A 24,443-nucleotide genomic window follows, 5' to 3' on the forward strand; every position below is an offset into this window, starting at 1 on the left:
ATGAAATTAATCTTTTTTCAAGCTTTCATTGATGAGGAACTCAACAAGTGCTTTTTGAGCGTGAAGGCGGTTTTCAGCTTCATCCCATACCACAGCATTTTTGTGATCGAGCATATTTTCTGAAATTTCTTCACCGCGATGGGCAGGTAAACAGTGCATAAATAAACAGTCTGGATGAGCAAGATCCATTAGACGTTCATTGACTTGAAAATCAGCAAAAGCTTTTTCACGAATTTTTTGCTCTTCTTCTTGTCCCATGCTGGCCCAAACATCAGTAACGATAAGGTCGGCATTCACTGCAGCATCTTCAGCAGAGTCTACAACTTCGGCGCAGTGCGCGAATTCAGAGAGAAATTCAGGTTTTGGTTCATAACCTTTTGGTGATGCAATCTTAAGTTTAAAGCCCCACATATGTGCAGCTTCGATATATGAGTTACACATATTATTACCATCACCAATCCACGCAACGGTTTTGCCTTGGATAGCGCCACGGTGTTCTACGAATGTTTGAACATCAGCAAGCAATTGGCAAGGGTGGTGATCATCGGTCAGTGCATTAATAACTGGGACTTTAGAATATTCTGCAAAACGTGTGACAATATCGTGGCCAAAAGTACGAATCATCACAATATCAAGCATGCTTGAAATAACGCGAGCTGAATCTTCAATCGGTTCGCCGCGACCTAATTGCGTATCCCGGGACGAGAGGAAAATTGCGCTACCACCAAATTGGGTCATACCAGCTTCAAAAGAAACACGGGTACGTGTGCTCGATTTTTCAAAAATCATTCCCATTACTTTACCAACAAAGGGTTGGTAGACTTCATGATTATGCTGCATGCGTTTTAATTCTATAGCACGATCAATAATGCGATTTAATTCTGCAGTTGAAAGGTCACGTAAAGTAAGAAAATGTCGTAGAGCCATGGTTACTCCACAATCATTGTTTCGTCAAAATAGTGAATGAGACGACCAATAATTGTTGGTTGATGAAAAAAAACGAGAATCGACTAATATACTATATGTAAAGAGAATTGCAAAAAAACTAGACTTTTTGGTGCCCATCTAGGAAGCGATCGACAGAATAGCTGATGTATTCGATGGTTTCTTGATCGGTTTCAAGTACTGGTATCCCCATTAAAATTTTCCATTCTAAATTTCTTAAGATTCCAAAATATAATTGAGCAGAAAATAAAGGATTTTCACATTTTAACACACCAAGTTTATGCGCATTTTCTAATGCATTTGCGATCGCTAACTGGATATGTTTAGGGCCTTTTTCGTGCAAATAAAGAGCAAGTTCTGGATTTTTTTGGGATTGCTCAATCACGAGGCGCATAAAGGCAGTATGATCTTCTTTTTTAATGTGGCGATGAAAGTTAAGTAGTGTATGTATCAGATAAGATCTAAAATCGCCATGATCTGGATCATATGCAACACAGATATCTTTAAAAAAGAGTTCACGTCGATAATCACATATAGCAGTAAAAAGGCCTTCTTTGCCGCCAAAATATTTATAAATAGATGCTTTGGAGCCTCCAGCATGTTGAACAATATCATCCAAAGACACAGCATCGTAGCCACGTTCCAAGAATAGCGTATTGGCGCTTAGCAATAATGCTAAACGTCGTTCTTGACCACGGCGAGTATGGGGCATATCACAACCAGAAGTTTCAATATGCGGAAATGGATGTTGCATGCAGTAACAATAGCGAAAAATGAAATTGAAGATGGAGTATAACAAATTAAAGCACTTAACGCCTGACACTCAAAATAATAACAAAATCAAAAAATGAATGATAATTCATTTTTATATGACTAAAGTTTTAGAGCAAAAATACTAAACGGTCATATATCAAACTAAATTTATAGATATACTAAAAACTCGATAATTATAGTAAACACTGTGGAAAGGAATATGACAGAACAATCGTCTGCAGGCTTAAGATTTAGACAAGCATTAGAAGTGGAAAAGCCATTACAAATCATCGGAACTGTAAATGCATATGCAGCAATGATGGCAAAACAAGTTGGCTATAAAGCAATTTATCTATCAGGCGCAGGTGTTGCAAACTATTCCTATGGTCTTCCTGATTTGGGAATGACGAGTTTAGATAATGTGCTTGAAGATGTTCGTCGTATCACTGAACGTGTAGATACGCCTTTACTTGTGGATATTGATACAGGTTGGGGCGGTGCATTTAATATTGCACGAAGTATCAAGCAAATGATCGCTGCTGGAGCTGCTGCTGTTCATATTGAAGACCAAGTTGCGCAAAAACGCTGCGGACATCGTCCTAATAAAGAAATTGTGTCTCAACAAGAAATGGTAGACCGTATTAAGGCTGCTGTTGATGCAAAAACTGATTCTAATTTTGTGGTCATGGCACGTACGGATGCGCTGCAAAAAGAAGGCCTTCAAGCCGTCATTGATCGTGCATGTGCATGTGTTGAAGCTGGAGCTGATGCTATTTTTGCGGAAGCGATGACTGATATAACGATGTATAAAACAGTTTGTGATGCTGTAGGTGTGCCTGTGCTAGCGAATATCACTGAATTTGGTGATACCCCTTATTATACGACCGAAGAGCTAGCAGAACAGGGAATTTCAATGGTGTTATACCCATTGTCTGCGACACGTGCGATGCAGAAAGCAGCATTAGAAGTGATGCATTCAATTCGTAAAGACGGCACGCAAGTGAATGTTATTGATAAAATGCAACAACGAAAAGAATTATACGAGTTCCTTGATTATCATACTTTCGAAAACACACTAGATAAGCTATTCACTCAGGAGAAATAAAAAAATGGCTGAAGGAAAAGTATTGACTGGCGCAGGATTGCGTGGACAAGTCGCAGGTAAAACAGCACTTTCAACCGTTGGGAAAAGTGGTGCAGGCTTAACATATCGTGGTTATGATGTTCAAGATTTGGCGGAAAATTGCCAATTTGAAGAAGTTGCATATTTAATTTTCTTTGGTGAACTACCGACGGCGCAACAACTTGCGGACTATAAAGCAAAACTAAAATCACTTAGAGCGTTACCACAAGCACTAAAAGAAGTGCTTGAGCGTATTCCAGCAGATTCACATCCTATGGATGTTATGCGTACAGGTGTTTCTATGTTGGGTAACTTAGAAACAGAACAGTCCTTTGGTGAACAGCAAGATATAGCTGATCGTATTTTGGCAACATTGCCAGCCATTATTTGTTATTGGTATCGATATAGCCATGATGGTGTTCGTATCGAAGAAAATACTGATGACGACTCAATTGGTGCTCAATTCTTGCATTTATTGCGTGGCGAAAAACCTAATGAATTACATGAACAAGTCATGAATGTTTCTTTAATTCTCTATGCAGAACATGAATTTAACGCTTCAACATTTACGGCACGTGTGTGTGCTTCGACGTTATCAGATTTACATTCGTGTATTACAGGTGCTATTGGTTCTTTGCGTGGTCCACTGCATGGCGGTGCAAATGAAGCGGCAATGGATATGATTGAGCAATGGAAATCTCCTGAAGAAGCTGAGCGCGAAATGCTGGGTATGCTCGAACGCAAAGAAAAAATCATGGGCTTTGGTCATGCAATTTACAAAGACAATGATCCACGTAATGGGATTATTAAGGTATGGTCTGAGCGCTTGGCTAAGGATGTAGGAGATACTGTTTTATATCCAGTATCAGTACGTTGTGAAGAAGTCATGTGGCGAGAGAAAAAATTATTCTGTAATGCTGATTTCTTCCATGCTTCTGCTTATCACTTTATGGGTATACCAACGAAGCTATTCACGCCAATTTTTGTGATGTCTCGTGTAACAGGATGGGCGGCACATGTGATGGAGCAGCGTGCGGACAACCGTATTATTCGACCAAGTGCAGATTACACAGGGCCTGAATTACGCAAAGTTGTACCAATTGAACAACGTGCTTGAAAAGCATAAAAAAGCTCCTTCGGGAGCTTTTTATTTTGTTGAGCTGAGTAAAATGGCATCTTGTTTTTCGTAGCCAGTTTCAATAGGAATACTCATATAACTAATAACTGCAACGCGATAATTGGGAAAAGTGTGAGACAGTACGTAAAGTTTTTTGATCTGAGGTAAATTACGATGATATCGAATATTCTCGAATTGTTGGCTTTTATACATTGAAGGATCAGAGCTCTGGCTGAGTTGTACCTGAGATTGGAATTTACTTACTTGAATTTCAGGCACGTTTAACCAAAAATTTCCAGTCTGTTCTCTTTGTTTATTTAATTTTAGGTTAGCAGTCTTGGGGCGTAATGCTGTTGGTTTGACAAGATGAGCTTGAATACTTTGAATTTTGCGTAGCGTATGCTGAGTTTCAGTAATGTGATTTCGGCTATTTAATGGGGTATAAATGGATTGAACCTCAATCGCTTTATGTGGGTTTCTGCTGTTGAGCAAATAATAATAAAGTGTTGGTGGTCGACCAGATTCATCATGGTAATGGCGTAAATAATATATTTTCTGATCTTTAATATCTGAACCTAGTACTTCTATTGTCTCCGGACCGCCGACTGTGGCAAAGGAGGGTGAAGAAATAAGGCAGAAGATGATACCTAGATAAGTTTTATGCTTTAAGTGATTATTGTTCATTTGGACTCATCTTTTTGTATTTTATATTGAGCATGATTTAAAATTTTAGAATTATGATGAAGAATAGGTTAATCAAATGTGTTGATTAACCTAAATCTAGAAGTTTACTCGGCAGTAGTGCTTACAACTTCATCTTCATCATCTTCAGCAGTATCCATTCCTAATTCTTTTAGCTTACGAGTCAAGGTATTGCGACCCCAACCTAAAAGCTCAGCAGCATGGCGTTTTCTTCCTCGAGTTTGTTGTAGTGCAGCATTAATTAAGGTGCGTTCAAACATAGGCGTGGCGATATCCAATAATTTCATTTCGCCATTTTTGAGTTTTTGTACAGCCCACTGACTAAGCAACTCATCCCAATGCTGAATAGCGATACGATCTGCTTGATTGTGTGGATGATTTGGATCATCAGATTTTTGGATTGGTAGTTGTTTTAACTCAGAAGGAAGATCTTCTGGGTAAACCTCTCTTCCAGTAATCATCACTGTCAGCCAGCGACATGTGTTTTCAAGTTGACGTACATTACCTTGCCAAGGCAACTGTTTCATGTATTCAATAGTTTCTGTACGTAAAATCTTTGGACTTACACCAAGTTCTTTACCTGCTCGTGCGAGAAAGTGTTGTGCGAGCATCGGAATGTCTTCCGAGCGGTGAGCAAGTTTAGGAATATGAATACGAATTACATTCAGACGATGATAAAGATCCTCACGGAAGCGTCCATCATGTACTAATTTTTCTAGATCTTGGTGAGTCGCAGCGACAATGCGGACATCAACACGCACTGGAATGTGTCCACCGACGCGATAAAACTCGCCATCAGCTAAAACACGCAATAAACGCGTTTGGGTTTCGAATGGCATGTCCCCAATTTCATCAAGGAATAATGTACCGCCATTGGCTTGCTCAAAACGACCTTGTCGCTGAGTATTAGCGCCAGTGAATGCACCTTTTTCATGACCAAATAATTCAGTTTCAATCAAATCTTTCGGAATGGCAGCCATATTAAGCGCAATAAATGGCTTGCTGCTACGTGGTGAATGACGATGCAATGCATGAGCGACTAACTCTTTACCTGTACCTGACTCACCATTAATTAATACCGTAATGTGTGATTGCGACAAACGTCCAATTGCTCGGAAGACTTCCTGCATTGCAGGAGATTCTCCAATGATCTCAGTTGATTGAATTGGCTGTACGGATGATTTCGCAGATTCTTGTTGTTGGAGCTTATTAATGTGCATGATGGCACGATTGACAAGTGCTAAAGCCTCATCAATATCAAATGGTTTTGGTAAATATTCAAAAGCACCCGTTTGATAGCTTGATACTGCTGACTCTAGATCCGAATGTGCCGTCATGATGATCACAGGTAGATCAGGATAATGACCTTTGACTTTAGCGAGAAAGGTAAGACCATCAATTCCTGGCATCCGTATATCTGTCAAAATTACATCAGGTGTATCATCAAGTAACTGATCCAGTGCAGATTGAGCTTCTTCGAAACTGGTAACATCTAAACCTGCTTCTTTAAATGTTTTTTCTAGAACCCAACGCATGGCGCGATCGTCATCTATTACCCAAATTTTATTTCGCGACATGGTTTAACTCCCAAGGTATATAAAGACTAAATACGGTTTTGCCTGGAACAGATTGGCATTCAATCATTCCATTGTGTTGATGCATAATATTTTGTGCGATGCTCAGACCTAAGCCTGTTCCTTTAGCGCGTCCTGTGACTAATGGATAAAATACGGACTCTAAAATTTCCTCTGGAACGCCAGGGCCGTTATCTTCGATATCAATTCGAACAGTTGAGCGATGTAAAGTTCCGTTAATCGTGACAAGGCGATGAATACGTGTACGCAGGGTTAATTCAGGTTGAGTGTCTTGAAAAAACTCTTTATTTTCAGTCATGGCCTGAATAGCATTTACACTGATGTTCAACATCACTTGAATAAGTTGATCCCGATCTGCTTCAACATCAGGTAAAGAAAGATCATAATCACGAGTAATTTTAATTTTCTTTTTTGTTTGGTTCACAATCAGAGAACGAACGCGTTCCAAAGGCTCGTGAATATTTACAGGTTCATAGCTTGGTAACTGCCGAGAACCGAGCATTGTGTCAGCAAGATTTCTCAGGCGATCTACTTCACTAATAATAATGTCCGTAAATTCTTTATATTCAGGATCATTTAAACTACGTGCCAATAATTGAGTTGCGCCACGTATGCCCCCTAATGGATTCTTAATCTCATGCGCGACACCTCTGATTAATTGGCGTGCGACCTGATGTTGTTGAATAAAATTTTCTTCTTTAGAAATTTTCAACATTCGATCAATTGGATTGAGTTCAATCAGAAGGAGGGGGTGATAACTTTTGCCAGTGTTAAGTTGGGCAACAGAATAGTCAACATGTACATCTTTAAAGTTCACAATAATAGTCGCTTCACGGCGGGTATAAGCTTGCCCCGTGAGTAATGTATTCGTGAGTGCTTCTTCTGTGTTAAATGAATCACCTGGAGATTGTAAAATACTGAGCACAGATTGACCTGATGCTCTTAATAAGCTGATATCAAAGAGTGCTTCACATGAGGAATTTAAATAAAAAATATTTAATTCACTATCGACTAAAAGTATCGCAGTGCTCAAGTTGTCTACGAGTAAACGGTAATCAATCGTTGGTTGTTGATTCATTAACCTCAAAATCCTGTCTTAAAATAGAGCAATTGCATCTATGAGTTTTTCCATCACTGCTCACAAAGAGGGAGTTATTTAATTTTAACGTCCTCAAATAAAGCAAAATATGAGCCAACTTTGTTTGAAATCGTTAAAAACAACTAAAATGAACTCATTTATTAAGAAAAAAAGCGCGAAGCGATTGCAAAATATGCATGCAAAGTTGGGTTTATTTAATAATGCATCATATTGGTGCGATTGCAATATTTTTTAAAATTTATGGGAATATTTTGGTGCGTTATGCAAAGAGTGGGGTTTTCAACTGTTTTTATGAATTGAAAAGACATACAATACGCGGATTCTAGTGGAGCGCAGATTCATGAAATCCCCCAAAGTCGGTTTTGTTTCTTTAGGTTGTCCTAAGGCATTGGTAGATTCCGAGCGAATTCTTACTCAGTTAAAAACTGAAGGTTATGATGTAGCGTCGGATTATGACGGTGCTGATTTAGTTGTTGTTAATACCTGTGGTTTTATTGAATCTGCAGTACAAGAGTCATTGGACGCGATTGGTGAGGCGATGAGTGCGAACGGTCGCGTCATCGTGACAGGTTGTTTGGGTAAAGATGAAGAAAAAATTCGTCAAATGCATCCAAACGTACTTAAAGTTACTGGTGCAGCAGCTTATCAAGAAGTAATGGAAGCTGTGCATCAATATGTTCCTGAACCTCCTAAACATAATCCGTTTATTGATCTTGTGCCAGAACAAGGTATTCGATTAACACCAAAACATTATGCATATTTGAAAATATCTGAAGGCTGTAACCACCGTTGTACCTTCTGTATTATTCCAAGTATGCGTGGCGATCTGGTATCTCGCCCAGTTGGTTCTGTATTAGAAGAAGCGGCGGCTTTAAAACGATCTGGTGTAAAGGAAGTCTTGGTTATTTCTCAAGATACTTCGGCATATGGTGTAGATACAAAATACAAGCTTGATTTTTGGAATGGTCAGCCTGTAAAAACTAAGTTCTATGATATGTGTGAAGCATTAGGTCAATTGGGTATTTGGGTGCGTCTGCATTATGTCTACCCATATCCACATGTTGATGCGGTTATCGATTTGATGGCACAGGGTAAGATCTTGCCTTACTTAGATATTCCATTCCAACACGCTAGCCCTAAAATTTTAAAACTGATGAAGCGTCCAGCGCATAGTGAAAACACGCTAGAGCGTTTAAAAGTTTGGCGTGAAAAGTGTCCTGATTTAGTCATTCGTTCTACATTTGTTGTTGGCTTCCCGGGTGAAACTGAAGAAGATTTCGTGCAACTTCTAGATTGGTTGAAAGAAGCTCAGCTCGATCGCGTTGGTTGTTTTACATACTCTCCAGTTGAAGGTGCAACTGCAAATGATCTGCCAGATCATGTGCCTGAAGAAATTAAACAGGAACGCTACGAACGCTTTATGCAGGTTCAGCAAGAAATTTCTGCTGCAAAACTACAAAAGCGTATTGGTCAAACCATGACTGTGCTGGTTGATGATCTAGAAGAAGAGTTTCCAGTTGCAGTGGCGCGTTCTTATGCAGATGCCCCTGAAATTGATGGAAATGTCTTTGTGGAAGATATTGATAAGAGCATGATTAAAGCAGGTGATTTACTGGTTGTTAAAATCACTGATGCGGATGAATACGACCTTTATGCAGAATTGATTGAAATTAAAACCGCATAATTGTTTGAAGTAATACTTATAAATGAATTCGGATATTGGAGTTTGTAATGTTAGATTCTAAAAAACCACGCTTTGGTCGTATTCTGCTAAAACTTTCGGGTGAAGCGCTAGCAGGCAATAAAGATATGGGTATCGATGCACAAGTGCTTGATCAAATGTCTTTATCTATTGCTCACTTGGTTGGTCTAGGTGTGCAAGTTGGTATCGTTGTGGGTGGTGGTAACCTTTATCGTGGTAGCCAATTACAGCAAGATGGGTTGGTTGGTCGCGTAACAGGTGATCAAATGGGTATGCTAGCAACTGTGATGAACGGTTTGGCGCTACGAGATGCATTGGTACGTCGTAATATTAAAACCCGTTTAATGTCAGCATTACCAATCGGTACAGTTGTAGAATCATATTCTAGCCGTGATGCGATTCGTCATTTAAATAATGGTGAAGTTTGTGTGTTTGTGGCGGGTACTGGTAATCCATTCTTTACGACAGATACCGCTGCTTGCTTACGTGGTATTGAGATTGAGGCCAACTTAATTCTTAAAGCGACGAAGGTAGATGGTGTCTACAATAAAGATCCAAGCAAATACGAAGATGCTGTTAAATATGATGCATTAACATTTGACCAAGTCTTAGATGAGAAACTTGGTGTAATGGATTTAACCGCGATTTGCTTATGCCGTGACCATAATGTTCCACTTCAAGTATTCGATATGAATAAATCAGGTGCGTTATTGTCAGTGGTTATGGGTGAAAAAGAAGGTACTCACGTTACTAATTGATGTACGTGGCTTTCAAAGCTATTTATACTAAACACTATTTTGATTTAAATTTTGAGAATTAGGTAAGGAAGATCACATGATTAACGATCTTAAAAAAGATGCTGAAGAGCGCATGAATAAATCATTGGACTCATTAGAGCATGGTTTTGCTAAAGTTCGTACAGGTCGTGCACATCCATCAATTCTTAACGGCGTAATGGTTCCTTACTATGGCTCTGATGTGCCATTAAACCAAGTTGCTAACATTGGTGTTGAAGATTCGCGTACATTGCTTGTTCAACCTTTCGAGCGCAATATGGTCGCTGCAATTGATAAAGCAATTCGTGAGTCAGATTTAGGTTTGAACCCAATTACTGCTGATTCAATTCGTGTACCAATGGCGGCATTAACTGAAGAAACACGCCGTGATATGCAAAAAGTGGCACGTAACGAGGCTGAAAATGCAAAAGTTGCGATTCGTAATATTCGCCGTGATGTATTAGGTGATATTAAAGCGTTGCTGAAAGAAAAAGAAATTTCTGAAGACGATGAGCGTCGTGCTGGCGATGAAATCCAAAAAATCACAGATAAATTTGTTGCTGAAGTTGAAAAGCGTTTAGCAGCAAAAGAAGCAGAGTTGATGAAGGTCTAAGCTATATAATGACCATCTCAGCAGAGCTTCTGCCTCAACATGTTGCCATCATTATGGATGGCAACAATCGTTTTGCAAAAAAGAAACATCTACAAAAAGGTGATGGACACCGTGAAGGAAAAAATGTCCTTGATCCGATTGTAGAGCATTGTCGTAAAGTGGGTGTAAAAGCACTTACTGTTTATGCCTTCTCAAGTGAAAACTGGAATCGACCTCAATACGAAGTTGATTTGCTCATGAAACTGTTGGAAGAGACGATTAATGAACAAATTCCCCGAATGATAAAGTTTCAGATTGGGCTTAGATTCATCGGGGATCGCTCTCGTTTATCGCCAGAATTGCAACAATTAATGTTGCAAGCAGAACAAAGGACTGCTACTTTCACAGAAATGACGCTCACAATTGCTGTGAGCTATGGTGGAATGTGGGATATCGCACAAACTGCTAAAACAATCGCACAACTCGTCAAAGAACAAAAAATTGATGTTGATCAAGTTGATGTTGATTTGTTTGCTCAGCATGTCAGTTTAGGTGACTTACCTCCAGTCGACTTATTGATTCGTACTGGTGGTGATTATCGATTGTCTAATTTTTTATTATGGCAATCTGCATATGCTGAGTTGTATTTTACTGAGACGTTGTGGCCAGAATTCACAACAGAAGAATTGGATCATGCCTTTGGTGTGTTTTTAGGGCGTGAAAGGCGCTTTGGAAAAACCTCTGAGCAGGTCCAACAAGAGAAAATAGAGAACTAATAATGTTAGAGCGGATAATTACCGCATTGATTTTAGTGGCTGTAGTCTTGAGCTGTATGTTTGCAACTACATCCATTTATCCAATGTTAGCGTTAATGATTATCGCTGCCGGGGGGGCTGGCTATGAGTGGTTTAAACTCATGCCTCGTCAAACTGATCAAGTGAATAAATTTAAAGCAGGATGCTTTGGTGTAATCACTGCGGTATTTTCTGCAATTGCGCTTTATTTTGATGATCTAGTACTGCTGTTGTGGAGTGCTTCGATTATTACTTGGGTTATTACCATTTATTGGGTTAAGCAATATCCTCTTTATGATGCGTGGTATAACACTTCACTGAATTGGATTGGTGTAGTGATTATTAGCGCTGCAGTATCGGCAATATACGAAGTCTGGATAAGTTCACCTTGGTGGCTCATGTATCTATTCCTCTTAGTGTGGGGTGCTGATAGTGGGGCGTATTTTGTAGGTAGGAAGCTTGGTAAGCGTAAGCTTGCACCTGAGGTGAGCCCGAATAAATCTATTGAAGGGTTAATCGGTGGTGTAATTACAGTCATCATTGTTATCTTATTTGTACAATTTAACTATTTAGATTTAACCGCAGTAGAGCATATTCTATTTTTACTCCTATCTGTGCTGACAGTATTTAGCTCAGTTCAAGGTGATTTATTTGAATCAATGATTAAGCGTCGTGCAGGTATTAAGGATTCAGGTCGTATTTTGCCTGGTCATGGTGGTGTATTAGATCGCATTGACTCATTGCTTGCTGCCGCACCTATTTTTGCTGCGGGAATATTTGTTTTAAAACTTGTTGGTGTAGATTTATAGATGTCTCAATCAGTATGTATATTAGGTGTAACGGGTTCAATTGGACAAAGTACCTTAAAAGTCATTGATCGACATCCAGAGAAGTACAATGTTTTTGCGGTATCTGCATTTAGTCGTGTAGAGCAGTTAAGCGAAATATGTCAACAATATCATCCACATTATGCTGTTGTACCTTCAGGCAAGGTGGATGAACTACATCAATTTTTCAAATTAAAAAATATCACTTCAACCGAAATTCTCTCTGATGAGTCGGGTTTAATCGCTGTTGCTGAGCATCCTCAGGTTGATATCGTGATGGCGGCGATAGTGGGTGCGGCAGGATTATTGCCAACACTCGCTGCTGTTCAAGCTGGTAAGCGTGTTCTTCTAGCAAATAAAGAATCGTTGGTGATGTCTGGTGACATCATGATGAAGGCCGCTAAAGAGAATAAAGCCTTATTATTACCTGTAGATTCTGAACATAACGCAATATTTCAGTGCCTGCCTCAAAATTATTTACAATTAGATACAGGTGGTAAACCCCAGTTAGGTGTTTCACAAATTTTGTTGACTGCTTCTGGCGGTCCATTTTTGCATCATACGCTAGATGAGCTCAGTAATGTGACACCTGCACAGGCTTGTAAGCACCCTAATTGGTCTATGGGGCAGAAGATATCAGTTGATTCGGCAACGCTAATGAACAAAGGTCTCGAGTTGATCGAGGCCTGTCATTTATTTTCAATTCAAGAACATTTTGTTACAGTGGTTGTGCATCCACAAAGTATTATTCACTCAATGGTTCAGTATGTTGATGGTAGTACTTTGGCTCAAATGGGTAATCCTGATATGTGTACGCCGATTGCACATGCATTTGCATGGCCAGATCGGATTGAAGCACATGTTCCTCCGCTAGATTTATTTCTAAACGATACGCTTAATTTTATGCAGCCTGATACTGTACGCTTTCCAGCGTTGCAATTGGCTCGTGAAGCAATGAAATCTGGAGGATTGGCGCCTGCGATCTTAAATGCTGCAAACGAAATCGCGGTTGAAGCATTTTTAAAAAATAAAATCAAATTTTTAGATATTCCTAAAGTTGTTGAATCCACTTTGAACCATATTCAAAATTCAAATGCTGATTCTTTGGAGCTAATCCTAGAGACTGATGCGCTTTCACGTCGCTATGCTATTCAACTCACGAATTCACTGAGTACCTAAGATGAATATACTTTTCATTATCGTCGCGGCTATTTTGCTTCTAGGTCCATTGATTGCAATTCATGAATTTGGACATTACTGGGTAGCACGAAAACTTGGCGTTAAGGTTCTTGTGTATTCAATTGGATTTGGTCCAACAGTTCTAAAGTGGACCTCTAAAAAGTCAGGCATTCAATATCAGCTCTCTGCATTACCTTTAGGTGGTTATGTAAAAATGCTAGATGAGCGTGAAGGTAATGTAAGTGCAGAAGATTTACCTTATGCGTTTAATCGGCAATCCCCTTTAAAACGAATTGCAATCGTTGCTGCGGGACCACTTGTTAATTTAATTTTTGCTGTTTTACTTTTTTGGATTCTGTTCTTACCAGCTCAGGAACAATTAAACACTCGAGTTGGTAAAGTGATTGAAAATACGCCAGCCGCACAAGTAGAGATGCGTTCTGGTGATAAAATCATAGCAGTGGATGGAACTGCGACGCCAACTTGGGAAAAATTGAATTATGCGCTGATTGATCGCGTAGGTGAAACTGGTACGATTCAAATTCAAGCTGATCGTGATGGACAGGTGCAAACTTTTAATTTACCGATTCAGCAATTTCTAAAAGATCAGTCTCAATCACCTTTGGATGTCTTGGGGTTTTTACCATATCGACCTCATGTTCAACCAGTTGTGCATAAATTATCTGAAGATGGTGCTGCTATACGCCAAGGGATGAAGGAAGGTGATGTAATTGTCGCGATTGATAATAAAAAAATTAACGATTGGTTTGAAGTTGTTGATATAGTACAAAAATCACCAGAAAAACTATTGAATATTGAAGTGATGCGTCAAGGCGAGATTGTTCAATTAAAGGTCATGCCTCAAGGAAAGCGTGACAATATGGGCAATACGACAGGAATGTTGGGAGTGCAAGCTCAATCTGGTCAGATCAATATTCCTGCTGAATATAAGCATACAATTCAATATAATCCAGCGGAAGCTTTCGTGGTTGCGGTTGAAAAAACGGGTCAATTATCTTCTATGATACTTGGCTCAATTGTCAAAATGATTCGTGGATTGATTGGGTTGGATAATCTCTCGGGTCCAATTACGATTGCTAAAGTTGCAGGTCAAAGTGCTGAAATGGGGTGGCAAACTTTCATTTCATTTATGGCATTAATGAGTGTAAGTTTGGGTATATTAAATTTGCTTCCGATTCCGATGTTGGATGGTGGGCATTTAGTTTATTACATAATTGAATTAATTCGTGGTAAACCTGTTTCTGAACAAATACAATTGGTTGGATTAAAAATTGGTATGGTGTTGCTGGGAAGTATGATGTTTCTCGCAATATTTAATGATTTTATGCGTTTATAAGCGTTATAGATGGATAATTAACTTACTGGAAAACAATAGGCATGCAGCACAAACATTTATTTATGCCATTGGCACTCGTTAGCGCAATGGCAGCAGTACAACAAGTATATGCAGCAGACGAGTTTATCGCGCGGGATGTGCGTGTTGATGGATTAGTTCGACTAACGCAGGCTAATGTACTCGCAATGTTACCGGTGAATGCTGGGGATCGCATTAATGATCCAGTGATTGCGAATGCGATTCGTGCGTTGTATGCCTCTAATTCGTTTGATGATATTCAAGCTTTCAAAGAAAACGATGTTTTGGTTTTTAAAGTCGTTGAACGTCCTATTATTTCTAAAATCAATTTCAAGGGTAATAAGCTCATTCCAAAAGAAGCCTTGGAAGAGGGCTTGAAGAAAATGGGTCTAGCTGAAGGTGAGGTGCTCACTAAATCTGCACTTCAGACGCTAGAAACTGAGCTTGAACAGCAGTATTCACAACAAGGTCGCTATAATGCGGATATTCAGGTCGAAACTGTTGCAAAAGCCAATAACCGTGTTGATGTCAATATTAATTTCATTGAAGGTAAACCAGCTAAAGTTTTTGAAATTAATTTAATTGGTAATACTGTATTTAAAGACGATGAAATTAAGCAAGTCTTTGCTGTCAAGGAAAGCGGATGGTTATCTGTCATTTCCAGAAATGATCGCTACGCGCGTGAAAAAATGGCAGCAAGCCTTGAAGCATTAAGAGCTTTATACCTTAATAAAGGTTATATCAATTTTGAAATTACCAACTCTAATTTGAATATCAGTGAAGATAAAAAAAATATTTTCATTGAAGTTTCAATGAATGAGGGTGAGCAATTTAAATTTGGTGAAACCAAATTTTTAGGTGATGCTTTATATAAAGACGAAGATCTTCGTGCACTAAAGATTTATAAAGATGATGCAACTTACTCACAAGAGTTGGTGAATGCAGTAAAACAGTTGTTACAGCGTAAGTATGGTAATGCTGGTTATTACTATGCTGAAATTAATGTTGTGCCTCAAATTGACAATGAAACAAAAAAAGTTAATTTGAATTATTACATCAATCCGGGTCAGCAAGTTACGGTTAGACGTATTAATTTTACAGGTAATACCAAGACTGCTGATGAAGTTTTACGTCGTGAAATGCGCCAGATGGAAGGTGCATTAGCGAGTAACGAAAAAATTGATCTTTCAAAAGTCCGTTTAATGCGTACTGGATTTTTCAGTAAAGTAGATGTTAAGCCGGTACGTGTTCCGGGGGCGCCTGATCAGATTGATTTGAATATCGCTGTTGAAGAACAACACTCAGGATCAAGTACTTTAGCTGTGGGTTATTCGCAAAACGGGGGTATTACGTTCCAAGCAGGTTTAAGTCAAACTAACTTCTTAGGTACAGGTAACCGTGTAGCGATTGATCTTTCTCGTTCTGAGACACAAGATTATTATAACCTAAGTGTTACTGATCCATACTTTACAATTGATGGTGTCAGCCGTGGTTACAATCTCTATTATCGTAAGACGAAATTAGACGAAGACTATAACGTTAACAATTATGTTACAGATAGCTTCGGTGGTGGTCTGAGCTTTGGTTACCCAATTGATGAGAATCAGAGCTTAAGTGCTGGTATTAATATTGATCAAACTGAAGTAACGACTGGTCCATTTGTTTCTACTTATGTGCGTGATTATTTACTTGCCAATGGTGGTAGGGAAACAAGTACTGGTAAGTATTGTCCAGTCGACTTAGAGCCAATTAAAGATGATAACGGTAATGTAATTGCTTATGAACCTTGCTCTGAACCTGAAGTTGAGTACGGTAATGAGTTTAAAGGTGATTTCTTTACTTATAGTTTAAATTTAGGTTGGTCTTATAACACATTAAATAATCCACGCTTCCCAACGTCGGGTATGTCTCATCGTGTTAATGCAGAGATTGCATTGCCGGGTAGTGATGTTGAATATCAGAAGGTAACATACGATACTCAAGCCTTTATTCCTTTAGGAAAGGATTTTGTATGGCGTGGTTATGGTAAGGTAGGTTTCGGTAATGATTTACCATTCTATAAAAACTATTACGCTGGTGGTTATGGGTCTGTTCGTGGTTATGATAATAGTACATTAGGTCCAAAATATCCGAGTATTACAGATGCTGCTCTAACTCGAGAAGATAGAAACCCTGAAGAGGTGGGGGGTAATGCATTAGTTCAATTTGGTACTGAATTAATCTTACCAGTTCCTTTTAAAGGCGACTGGGCGCGACAGGTCCGTCCTGTTATTTTTGCAGAAGGTGCTCAAGTGTTCGACACTCAATGTGACGTACCTACTGGAAATATTTATTTTGGCGCAACCAATTCGACTGCATTCGATGCTAGACAATACTGTAAAGACAACTTTGGTTTCGATGCTGGAAATATGCGATATAGTGTTGGTGTAGGCTTCACATGGATTACGATGATTGGTCCACTATCATTAAGCTATGCGTACCCACTGAATGATAAGCCTGGTGATGAAACTAAGTCTGTTCAATTTGAAATTGGTCGTACTTTCTAGTACGGCCTTTTGCCTTTAAGGAATAATAATGAATATGTTTAAAACAACGATTTCAACGGTTTTACTCACATCTGTAGTTGGCTTTGCGCATGCAGCAGGATATGGGGTAATTGATTTAGAAAAAGTCGTTGAAAATAGCACGTACTTAAAACAGCAGAATACTCAGCTTGAGCAGACAATTAAGCCGCAAACGGTAAAATTAGAACAATTGGGTAAAGAAATTGAAGCGTTGGCTAAATCAGCTCAAGCCAATCAATCGAATGCCCAGCAACTATCCTCTCAATATCAAACGAAGATGAACGAATTTCAATCTTTGCAACAGACTGTTCAATCACGTGTTCAAAGCACCATTCAAAATACAAATAAAGTTTTCGACTCAAGAATTAAACAAGTTGCTGAACAATTGCGCAAAGAAAATAATCTTGATTTAGTTTTAAATAAAAATGCTGCCTTGGCATATGACCCAAAATACGATTTAACTGCTAAAATGATTCAAAAGGTTAATGCAATCAAATAGTCAATGAAATCAAATCAATTTCGTCTCGATCACTTAGCCAAACTTGTACAAGGCCAAGTTATTGGTGATGCATATCTGTTGCTAGAGGGTCTTGCAAGTTTAACTCAAGCGAACTCAAACCAAATTTCTTTTGTAAATTCTGATAAGTATTTAGACGAAGCGATTTCATCTCAAGCAGGTGCCTTAATTGTCACTTCTGAGATGCAGGCTCAGCTTAATCAGCATAATAATTTTATTGTCGTACAAAATCCGTATCTTGCTTTCGCGATTTTAACTCATGTGTTCGAATCTAAAACTGTGCAACGTGGTATCGAGGCCACCGCAGTAATCGATCCGAGTGCTATGATTGGAGATAATGTATACATTGGTCATTACGTTGTAGTTGGCCCACATGCCGTGATTGGATCAAATACAGTAATTCATTCGCAAACTAAAATTGATGAGTATGTTGAAATCGGTGAGGATTGTTTCATCGATTCGCATGTCACGATTACGGGTCGATCTAAAATTGCTAAACGTGTTCGTATCCATGCGAATACCGTAATTGGAGGAGAGGGTTTTGGCTTTGCTCCTTATCAAGGTAAGTGGAACCGAATTGCTCAACTCGGGTCTGTTCAAATTGGAAATGATGTCAGAATTGGTTCTAACTGTAGTATTGATCGTGGCGCTTTGGATGACACTATACTTCATGATGGTGTGATTATTGATAATCTTGTGCAAGTCGCACACAACGTTCAAATCGGTGAAAATACTGCAATTGCTGCAAAATGCGGTATTGCGGGCAGTACTGTGATTGGCAAAAACTGTATCCTTGCAGGTGCTTGTGGTATCTCAGGACATCTAAAAATTGTAGATAATGTGACGCTAACTGGAATGTCAATGGTCACAGGTAGCATTTTAGAAGCTGGTACATATTCTTCAGGAATGGGATTGCTCGAAAATTCTCGTTGGAAACGAACAGTTGTTCGTCTAAGACAATTAGCAGATGTGCCATTGACCAAATTAGTCAAACAAATAGATGATATGCAGGCTCAGTTAGAGTCAATCGAATCAACTTTAAAATTGCGTAAATAATATGACAGAGTCTACTTTATCTTTTTCAATTCCTGAATTGCCGATGAATATTCAAACAATTCGTGAATATTTGCCGCATCGTTATCCATTTCTATTGGTAGACCGTGTTACAGAAGTGACTGAGAATGGAATTGTCGGATTTAAAAATGTCTCCATAAATGAAGAGTTTATGCAAGGTCATTTTCCAGGTTATCCAATCATGCCGGGTGTCTTAATCGTTGAGGCGATGGCACAAATTTCTGGCGTTCTTGGCTTTATTATGAACAATGAAAAACCCAAACCGGGTTCACTTTTTCTTTTCGCTGGCGCTGAAAAAGTTCGTTTTAAAAAACAAGTCGTTCCTGGTGATCAACTCGTGTTAAAATCAGAGCTTGTAATGCAGAAACGTGGTATTTACAAGTATCTTTGTAGTGCGAGCGTTGATGGTGTAATTGCAGCGACAGCTGAAATTATTATTTCTCATCAGAAATTAGAGCAAGCATGAGTAACAGTGATTTAATCCACCCTACAGCAATTATTGATCCTACGGCAACGATTGCTTCTGATGTAAAAATTGGTCCTTATTCGATTATTGGTCCTCATGTGACGATTGATAGTGGGACAGTGTTACATTCTCATGTGGTGGTTGGTGGATATACCCGCATCGGTAAATCAAACGAAATTTTCCAGTTTGCCAGTGTGGGTGAGGTGTGTCAGGATCTTAAGTATGCTGGTGAAGAAACTTGGCTTGAGATTGGCGACAACAACAAAATTCGTGAGCATTGTAGTCTGCATCGCGGTACAGTGCAGGATCAAAGTATTACTAAAATTGGTAGTAATAATCTGTTGATGGTCAATACGCATATTGCGCATGACTGTGTGGTGGGTAATAACAACATCTTTGCAAACAATGTTGGTGTCGCAGGTCATGTGCATGTTGGTGACTTCGTTGTTGTCGGTGGCAACTCCGGTATTCATCAATTCTGTAAGATCGACTCATACAGCATGATTGGTGGAGCATCATTGATTTTGAAGGATGTTCCTGCTTATGTGATGGTGTCTGGTAATCCGGCTCATGCATTTGGAATGAATGTAGAAGGTATGCGTCGTAAGGGTTGGTCAAAAGATGTAATCAATGGTTTGCGAGAATCATTTAAGTTAATTTATAAAAGTGGTCTAACGACACAACAAGCCATTGAGCAGATTACTGCTGAAATTTTACCAAATGTTTCTGAAGCTCAGCTCCTCATAGATTCTCTAAATGAATCTAAGCGCGGTATTGTTCGTTAAGAGCTTTTGCTAGAAAAAAAAAGACATCTTATGATGTCTTTTTTTATTCAACTTTTTTTGAAATATCCAGCTTCTTCAGAGTCAGGATAGGTGCTCAGTAGTTTATTTTTATAAATTTCAGCAGTTTGAGCGTTTTTATTTACATCTTTCGCGATGCTATACAGCTGATATAAAGATCGCGGTGCTTTTCCTGAATTTGGAAACTTCGAAGCGACAGTTTCATAGTGTTTTCTTGCTTCTTCATAATTGGGTGGTTCAATTGCTAAATTGAATTCAGCTAACCAAAAATAGGCATTACCTGTATACACACTATTTGGATTGTTACGTACAAAGTTTTGCATAGGTGCAATGGCTTTTTTTGCGCCACCTTGTTTGTATGCATCTAAGGCAACTGTATAAGCCGCTTTATCAAGTTCTTGTTGGTTGGTTTGATTCAAGTTCGTTGCATTTTGTGATGCTGTGGTATTGGAGTTAGTGCTAGTGCTTGGTGCAGTTGGCTCATTAGGAATGGGTGGTGCAGTATTAGGATCTTCGGCATTGGACTCCTCCACAGGATCAATTTTTTGTTGAAGGAGTTCTAATCTTTGATCTAGATCTGTATAGCGATTTTTTAATTCGTTGGTCAGTTGATTAATTTGATGTTCTTGTTCTTCTAATTTGCCTTGAAGTGCACGAATTTGATTTTCTAAGCGTTGATTTTGTTGGATAAGCTGCCAACTGGTGTTGGTAGGGGCTGTAGCGGTGTTATTCGCTGCGACTGCTGTTTGGTTCAAACTCGAATTTTGGCTTAATCCTTTTGATTCGATAGGAATATTGGCAAAAACTGATGTTGAGCTCATCAATGCTAGTGCAAGAAAAGTACGCTTATTGAGCATGTTCATTATTCCATTTGTGTCCATACTCAAATTTGAACTTTGAGTATTTTCAATTCTTAATAATCAGATCATTAAAAACGTCATAGCATTTAAAATCAATATAAATTTACAATGAAACTGTATAAATGAAGAAATTTAAGTTGAAGTTATTTAGATGAAAAATATCAAGTTTGTTGTTAATAGATTAGTAAATATTCACTTGAACTTTTTTAGTGCCTTTAAAGCCCATTATGGTCTTGCAAGATCGTTAAAAATCTCTATACTCTGTTCTTGCAATGGTAGCCCTGCTGGTGGCTTCGCAATTGTACTCTGAGAACCCCGCCAGGACCGGAAGGTAGCAACGGTATCAGAACTATAATGTGCCGGAGTTTTGCTAGTAGGGTTGCCACCATTATAATAATTTTATTTCTTATTCTTCATTCTCTTTTCGTTTTATAGCTTTCATAATCGCATCCATTTCAAAGCCTCTATATTGTAAAAAGCGAATTTGTTTTGCTTTTAATTTTGCGTCCTGAGCAACTTCATAGCCATATTTTTTGACCTTCAATAAGTATGCTTGTTCATACCAATCTATTTCTTCCATTTCTGGTTCAGCCAACGCTTTATCAACGTGTTTGCTTTTAAGCGCTAGCTTTATTCGATTTGGACCTTTTCCTTTACGTAATTGGCTGCGTACCGTCATTTCTGCAACGCGAGCATCACTTTGATAATTTTCTCGCGCTAGCTCATCAACTAAGCTCAAAACCTCTTCCTTATTTTGTGCATACAAAGCAAGTTTATCAATTAAGTCTTTTTTTGAGTATTCTTTGCGAGTTAAGACTGCAAATGCATACGATCTCAAACGAGTCCCTGTTAAGCCTTTATTCTGTGCTAGAACTGATGAATGAGTATCATCTAAATCACATTCATCTGGTGCTTGATCGGTTAGGTGTTGACTAGCCGAGTGTTGATCATTGATGAGATGTTGAGGTTCATCTTCATTCATTATTGATTTTAATTGCTCATAATGAATGAACTTGGGAAACTTCTCTGACATTTTAAATCCATGCACTTAAACAAAAGCGCCCAGAATTTGGGCGCTTCGATTTCAAATTTTTGAAAAATTATACTTCAAATAAATCTGCTTCTTCGTCATTTTCTTCAGTTGGAGCTGGTGTCGCTGTGGTTAACAACTGTTCACGAATCATGCGATCAAGATCTTGTGCAAGTTGAGGATTTTCCTCAAGGTGACGAATCACGTTGTTCTTACCTTGTCCAATCTTGTTGCCTTGATATGAATACCAAGCACCAGCTTTTTGAACAAGTTCTTGTTGTACAGCGAGATCGACCAATTCAGCAAGCTGATTTGTACCTTTACCGTACATGATTTGGAATAATGCTTCACGGAAAGGAGGTGCCATTTTGTTCTTCACCACTTTAACGCGTGTTTCAGAACCAACAATCTCATCGCCTTCTTTCACTTGACCAATGCGGCGAATATCTAAGCGTACAGAAGCATAGAATTTGAGCGCATTACCACCAGTAGTGGTTTCTGGACTTCCAAACATGACACCAATTTTCATACGAATTTGGTTAATGAAGATCACCATGCAGTTGGAACGCTTTGCATTACCTGTAATTTTACGCAATGCTTGGCTCATCAAGCGTGCTTGTAGACCCATATGAGAGTCACCCATTTCACCTTCAATTTCGGCTTTAGGGGTTAAGGCTGCTACAGAATCGACAACAATTAAGTCGATAGCGCCAGATCGTACCAGCATATCTGCAATTTCTAGTGCTTGTTCACCGTGATCAGGTTGTGACACCAATAAGTTATCGATATCAACACCAAGTTTGCGAGCATATTGAGGATCTAAAGCATGCTCAGCATCGATAAATGCACAAGTACCACCAGCTTTTTGACATTGCGCAATCGCTTGAAGTGTCATGGTGGTTTTACCTGATGATTCTGGACCATAAATTTCAATAATACGGCCTTTAGGTAAACCACCAATACCTAGTGCGATATCCAATGTAAGAGAGCCTGTAGATACAGCTTCTACAGCTTGAACAGTATTGTCACCGAGGCGCATTACCGTATTTTTACCAAATTGTTTTTCAATTTGGCTTAAAGCAGCACTCAGTGCTTTGCTTTTATTATCATCCATCTCATAACCTCAAAACGATGTAAATCACTGATAACTTAAGTGGATGTCTTTAATTAAGTCTAATGTCCACGGCATTTATAGTGACAGAAAAAATCGAACTGTTCTATAATTTTAAACTTCAAAACGACAGTATTTGTCGCTTTAACTTATTCATCATCGTATGACCAAACTTCGTCATATTGCTGACCATTTTGTTGACGGAATCTTGTAATATCACGTCGATCTTTTTTGCTTGGTCGATGATCTGGTCGTGCAAGATTATGCAATTTTCTTTGTGCAGAAAGCAACTCACGACGCGCGATACTGACTTCAGTTTCTTCATAGAGTAATTGTGCAGTAGGTGCCCCGCCTCGTACAGATGATAATGCTTTCACTATGACGGTTTTCTTTTCAAATCCCTGCTGAATCGTTAACTCCATTCCTACACGTACTTCTCTGGAAACTTTAACACGATCATTGTTGTGATGAACTTTACCACCTTCGATTGCTGCTTTGGCAATTGAGCGGGTTTTAAAAAAGCGTGCTGCCCAAAGCCACTTATCAATTCGCATTGAATCAGTGATTTTAGTTTCATGCTGTTTTGACATTCATTTCTTTCTCATGGTTAATTTGGTCTAAATAGGGGATTAATGATCTTAGATCATTAATTGCAGGATACTGAAGTTTAGACCTTTCGCGCTCAGGTTGAGCGCTAGATGGTTGGGTAATTGTGATTAGATGCTCAATACCAAAAGATTTAGCACCTTCGAGTACAACCGCAGTATCATCAACGAGAACGCAGTGAAGAGGTTCAAATGGGTGCATTTGCTGTAATTGATCCCAAAATTCAAAACGCTCTTTAGCAAAACCGATTGTTTCACTACTGATCATCACTTCAAAATAAGAGGTGAGGTCAACTTGATTCATTTTCAATGCCAAACCTCTTTCATCAGCATTGGTGACTAACCATATTCGGTATCCAGCTTGCTTAAGGCTTGATAATAACGCAATGCATCCCTGTCTCGGCTTGATGAATTCTTTGTGATCGTGTTGAAGCTGAAAAGTATCAACGCCGACTTTGGCTGTCCAAAAGCGCGTAGAATACCAATCGAGCGTGTGCTTATGATCTTGATAAAATTTAAATAGAATTTGATTGCTCTGCTCTAAACTGATTTGATGAGTTTTGGCATGTCGCTCAGGGAGTTTGTGATTCCAAATTAAATCGTCAAAAGCAAGATCGAGTAGGGTTCCATCCATGTCAAACATGATGATGGGTTTATTCATTCATCTTTCCTCAGGTATTGTTGCAATTTAGCACAAATAAAAACAACAAAATGGGTGTTATTTAAATATCGATTTACACCATCATTTGATGCAAAAGGTTGGACTTGCATCAGCATTTTAAAATTGAACTTCAAGAAAGGGTGTGCGTGGTGACTTCTATATTTCATTCCATT

Annotated in this window: 24 protein-coding genes and 1 other RNA gene; 15 read left to right on the forward strand and 10 right to left on the reverse strand. The window is 38.9% G+C overall.

The features are described 5' to 3' along the window. Positions 1 to 6: 6 nt before the first annotated feature. A complete protein-coding gene (gene argF / locus AC1M9E_RS06590) occupies positions 7 to 927 on the reverse strand; it encodes an ornithine carbamoyltransferase (protein ID WP_092766356.1) in 921 nt (306 codons plus the stop codon). A gap of 118 nt (positions 928 to 1,045) precedes the next feature. Then, positions 1,046 to 1,699, reverse strand: a complete 654-nt coding sequence (locus AC1M9E_RS06595) for a TetR/AcrR family transcriptional regulator (RefSeq protein ID WP_092766355.1) — start codon at positions 1,697 to 1,699, stop codon at positions 1,046 to 1,048. A gap of 219 nt (positions 1,700 to 1,918) precedes the next feature. On the opposite strand from AC1M9E_RS06595, the gene prpB reads away from it, so the two are divergent. Both prpB and prpC read left to right on the forward strand, forming a co-directional pair. Next, positions 1,919 to 2,803, forward strand: coding sequence for a methylisocitrate lyase (gene prpB, locus AC1M9E_RS06600; RefSeq protein ID WP_035263679.1), 885 nt, complete (start codon positions 1,919 to 1,921; stop codon positions 2,801 to 2,803). Positions 2,804 to 2,807: 4 nt separating this feature from the next. Beyond that, positions 2,808 to 3,938 carry a bifunctional 2-methylcitrate synthase/citrate synthase gene (gene prpC, locus AC1M9E_RS06605; protein WP_092766353.1) on the forward strand — a complete coding sequence of 377 codons (1,131 nt, stop codon included), beginning with the start codon at positions 2,808 to 2,810 and terminating at the stop codon, positions 3,936 to 3,938. Positions 3,939 to 3,968: 30 nt separating this feature from the next. On the opposite strand, the gene AC1M9E_RS06610 is transcribed toward prpC, so the two are convergent. The 3 genes from AC1M9E_RS06610 to glnL all read right to left on the reverse strand — a co-directional run bounded on the left by AC1M9E_RS06610 (position 3,969) and on the right by glnL (position 7,313). Then, positions 3,969 to 4,622: a hypothetical protein gene (locus AC1M9E_RS06610; protein WP_488225159.1), complete on the reverse strand. Its 654-nt coding sequence runs from the start codon at positions 4,620 to 4,622 to the stop codon at positions 3,969 to 3,971. Positions 4,623 to 4,726: 104 nt separating this feature from the next. Next, positions 4,727 to 6,217, reverse strand: a complete 1,491-nt coding sequence (gene glnG / locus AC1M9E_RS06615; RefSeq protein WP_488225160.1) for a nitrogen regulation protein NR(I) — start codon at positions 6,215 to 6,217, stop codon at positions 4,727 to 4,729. Further along, positions 6,204 to 7,313, reverse strand: a complete 1,110-nt coding sequence (gene glnL, locus AC1M9E_RS06620; protein WP_180027802.1) for a nitrogen regulation protein NR(II) — start codon at positions 7,311 to 7,313, stop codon at positions 6,204 to 6,206. Before glnL ends, glnG begins: the two co-directional genes overlap by 14 nt. 361 nt (positions 7,314 to 7,674) lie before the next feature. On the opposite strand from glnL, the gene rimO reads away from it, so the two are divergent. The 12 genes from rimO to lpxA all read left to right on the forward strand — a co-directional run bounded on the left by rimO (position 7,675) and on the right by lpxA (position 19,985). Then, a complete protein-coding gene (gene rimO / locus AC1M9E_RS06625) occupies positions 7,675 to 9,018 on the forward strand; it encodes a 30S ribosomal protein S12 methylthiotransferase RimO (protein ID WP_179998097.1) in 1,344 nt (447 codons plus the stop codon). A gap of 47 nt (positions 9,019 to 9,065) precedes the next feature. Then, on the forward strand, positions 9,066 to 9,794 hold the full coding sequence (gene pyrH, locus AC1M9E_RS06630; RefSeq protein WP_035263670.1) for a UMP kinase: 729 nt from the start codon (positions 9,066 to 9,068) through the stop codon (positions 9,792 to 9,794). 76 nt (positions 9,795 to 9,870) lie between these two features. Further along, the gene (gene frr / locus AC1M9E_RS06635; protein WP_481588194.1) at positions 9,871 to 10,425 is read left to right on the forward strand and encodes a ribosome recycling factor; all 555 of its coding nucleotides are present in this window, start codon (positions 9,871 to 9,873) and stop codon (positions 10,423 to 10,425) included. Positions 10,426 to 10,433: 8 nt separating this feature from the next. Further along, complete coding sequence (gene uppS / locus AC1M9E_RS06640; RefSeq protein WP_481587503.1) at positions 10,434 to 11,180, forward strand: polyprenyl diphosphate synthase; 747 nt, start codon at positions 10,434 to 10,436, stop codon at positions 11,178 to 11,180. Between the two features lie 2 nt (positions 11,181 to 11,182). Then, a complete protein-coding gene (locus AC1M9E_RS06645; protein WP_035263666.1) occupies positions 11,183 to 12,007 on the forward strand; it encodes a phosphatidate cytidylyltransferase in 825 nt (274 codons plus the stop codon). Then, on the forward strand, positions 12,008 to 13,204 hold the full coding sequence (gene ispC / locus AC1M9E_RS06650) for a 1-deoxy-D-xylulose-5-phosphate reductoisomerase (protein ID WP_481607412.1): 1,197 nt from the start codon (positions 12,008 to 12,010) through the stop codon (positions 13,202 to 13,204). 1 nt (position 13,205) lies between these two features. Then, on the forward strand, positions 13,206 to 14,561 hold the full coding sequence (gene rseP, locus AC1M9E_RS06655; RefSeq protein ID WP_481589954.1) for an RIP metalloprotease RseP: 1,356 nt from the start codon (positions 13,206 to 13,208) through the stop codon (positions 14,559 to 14,561). A 41-nt stretch (positions 14,562 to 14,602) separates the two neighbouring features. Beyond that, on the forward strand, positions 14,603 to 17,125 hold the full coding sequence (gene bamA, locus AC1M9E_RS06660; RefSeq protein WP_481607411.1) for an outer membrane protein assembly factor BamA: 2,523 nt from the start codon (positions 14,603 to 14,605) through the stop codon (positions 17,123 to 17,125). A 28-nt stretch (positions 17,126 to 17,153) separates the two neighbouring features. Then, the gene (locus AC1M9E_RS06665) at positions 17,154 to 17,642 is read left to right on the forward strand and encodes an OmpH/Skp family outer membrane protein (RefSeq protein WP_373683274.1); all 489 of its coding nucleotides are present in this window, start codon (positions 17,154 to 17,156) and stop codon (positions 17,640 to 17,642) included. A gap of 3 nt (positions 17,643 to 17,645) precedes the next feature. Continuing rightward, the gene (gene lpxD / locus AC1M9E_RS06670) at positions 17,646 to 18,716 is read left to right on the forward strand and encodes a UDP-3-O-(3-hydroxymyristoyl)glucosamine N-acyltransferase (RefSeq protein WP_481607410.1); all 1,071 of its coding nucleotides are present in this window, start codon (positions 17,646 to 17,648) and stop codon (positions 18,714 to 18,716) included. A gap of 1 nt (position 18,717) precedes the next feature. Continuing rightward, positions 18,718 to 19,200, forward strand: a complete 483-nt coding sequence (fabZ, locus tag AC1M9E_RS06675) for a 3-hydroxyacyl-ACP dehydratase FabZ (RefSeq protein ID WP_035263658.1) — start codon at positions 18,718 to 18,720, stop codon at positions 19,198 to 19,200. After that, positions 19,197 to 19,985, forward strand: coding sequence for an acyl-ACP--UDP-N-acetylglucosamine O-acyltransferase (gene lpxA / locus AC1M9E_RS06680; protein ID WP_035263657.1), 789 nt, complete (start codon positions 19,197 to 19,199; stop codon positions 19,983 to 19,985). Before fabZ ends, lpxA begins: the two co-directional genes overlap by 4 nt. Before the next feature lie 47 nt (positions 19,986 to 20,032). Here the strand turns inward: lpxA and AC1M9E_RS06685 are convergent, their stop codons facing one another. Continuing rightward, a complete protein-coding gene (locus AC1M9E_RS06685; protein ID WP_481607409.1) occupies positions 20,033 to 20,860 on the reverse strand; it encodes a YbgF trimerization domain-containing protein in 828 nt (275 codons plus the stop codon). A 285-nt stretch (positions 20,861 to 21,145) separates the two neighbouring features. Between AC1M9E_RS06685 and ffs the strand changes: the two genes are divergently transcribed. Next, positions 21,146 to 21,242: signal recognition particle sRNA small type (gene ffs / locus AC1M9E_RS06690), an RNA gene on the forward strand. Positions 21,243 to 21,269: 27 nt separating this feature from the next. Here ffs and AC1M9E_RS06695 read toward each other — a convergent pair. From AC1M9E_RS06695 to AC1M9E_RS06710, 4 genes are all read right to left on the reverse strand, one after another. Then, on the reverse strand, positions 21,270 to 21,896 hold the full coding sequence (locus AC1M9E_RS06695) for a regulatory protein RecX (protein ID WP_035263653.1): 627 nt from the start codon (positions 21,894 to 21,896) through the stop codon (positions 21,270 to 21,272). 67 nt (positions 21,897 to 21,963) lie between these two features. Then, positions 21,964 to 23,007, reverse strand: a complete 1,044-nt coding sequence (gene recA, locus AC1M9E_RS06700; protein ID WP_035263652.1) for a recombinase RecA — start codon at positions 23,005 to 23,007, stop codon at positions 21,964 to 21,966. A 146-nt stretch (positions 23,008 to 23,153) separates the two neighbouring features. Beyond that, complete coding sequence (locus AC1M9E_RS06705) at positions 23,154 to 23,594, reverse strand: RNA-binding S4 domain-containing protein (RefSeq protein ID WP_035263651.1); 441 nt, start codon at positions 23,592 to 23,594, stop codon at positions 23,154 to 23,156. After that, positions 23,578 to 24,270: an HAD-IA family hydrolase gene (locus AC1M9E_RS06710; protein ID WP_481591038.1), complete on the reverse strand. Its 693-nt coding sequence runs from the start codon at positions 24,268 to 24,270 to the stop codon at positions 23,578 to 23,580. The genes AC1M9E_RS06705 and AC1M9E_RS06710 overlap by 17 nt, the downstream gene beginning before the upstream one ends. Positions 24,271 to 24,443: the final 173 nt, after the last annotated feature.

Source organism: Acinetobacter sp. 24-47-47, assembly GCF_057737035.1.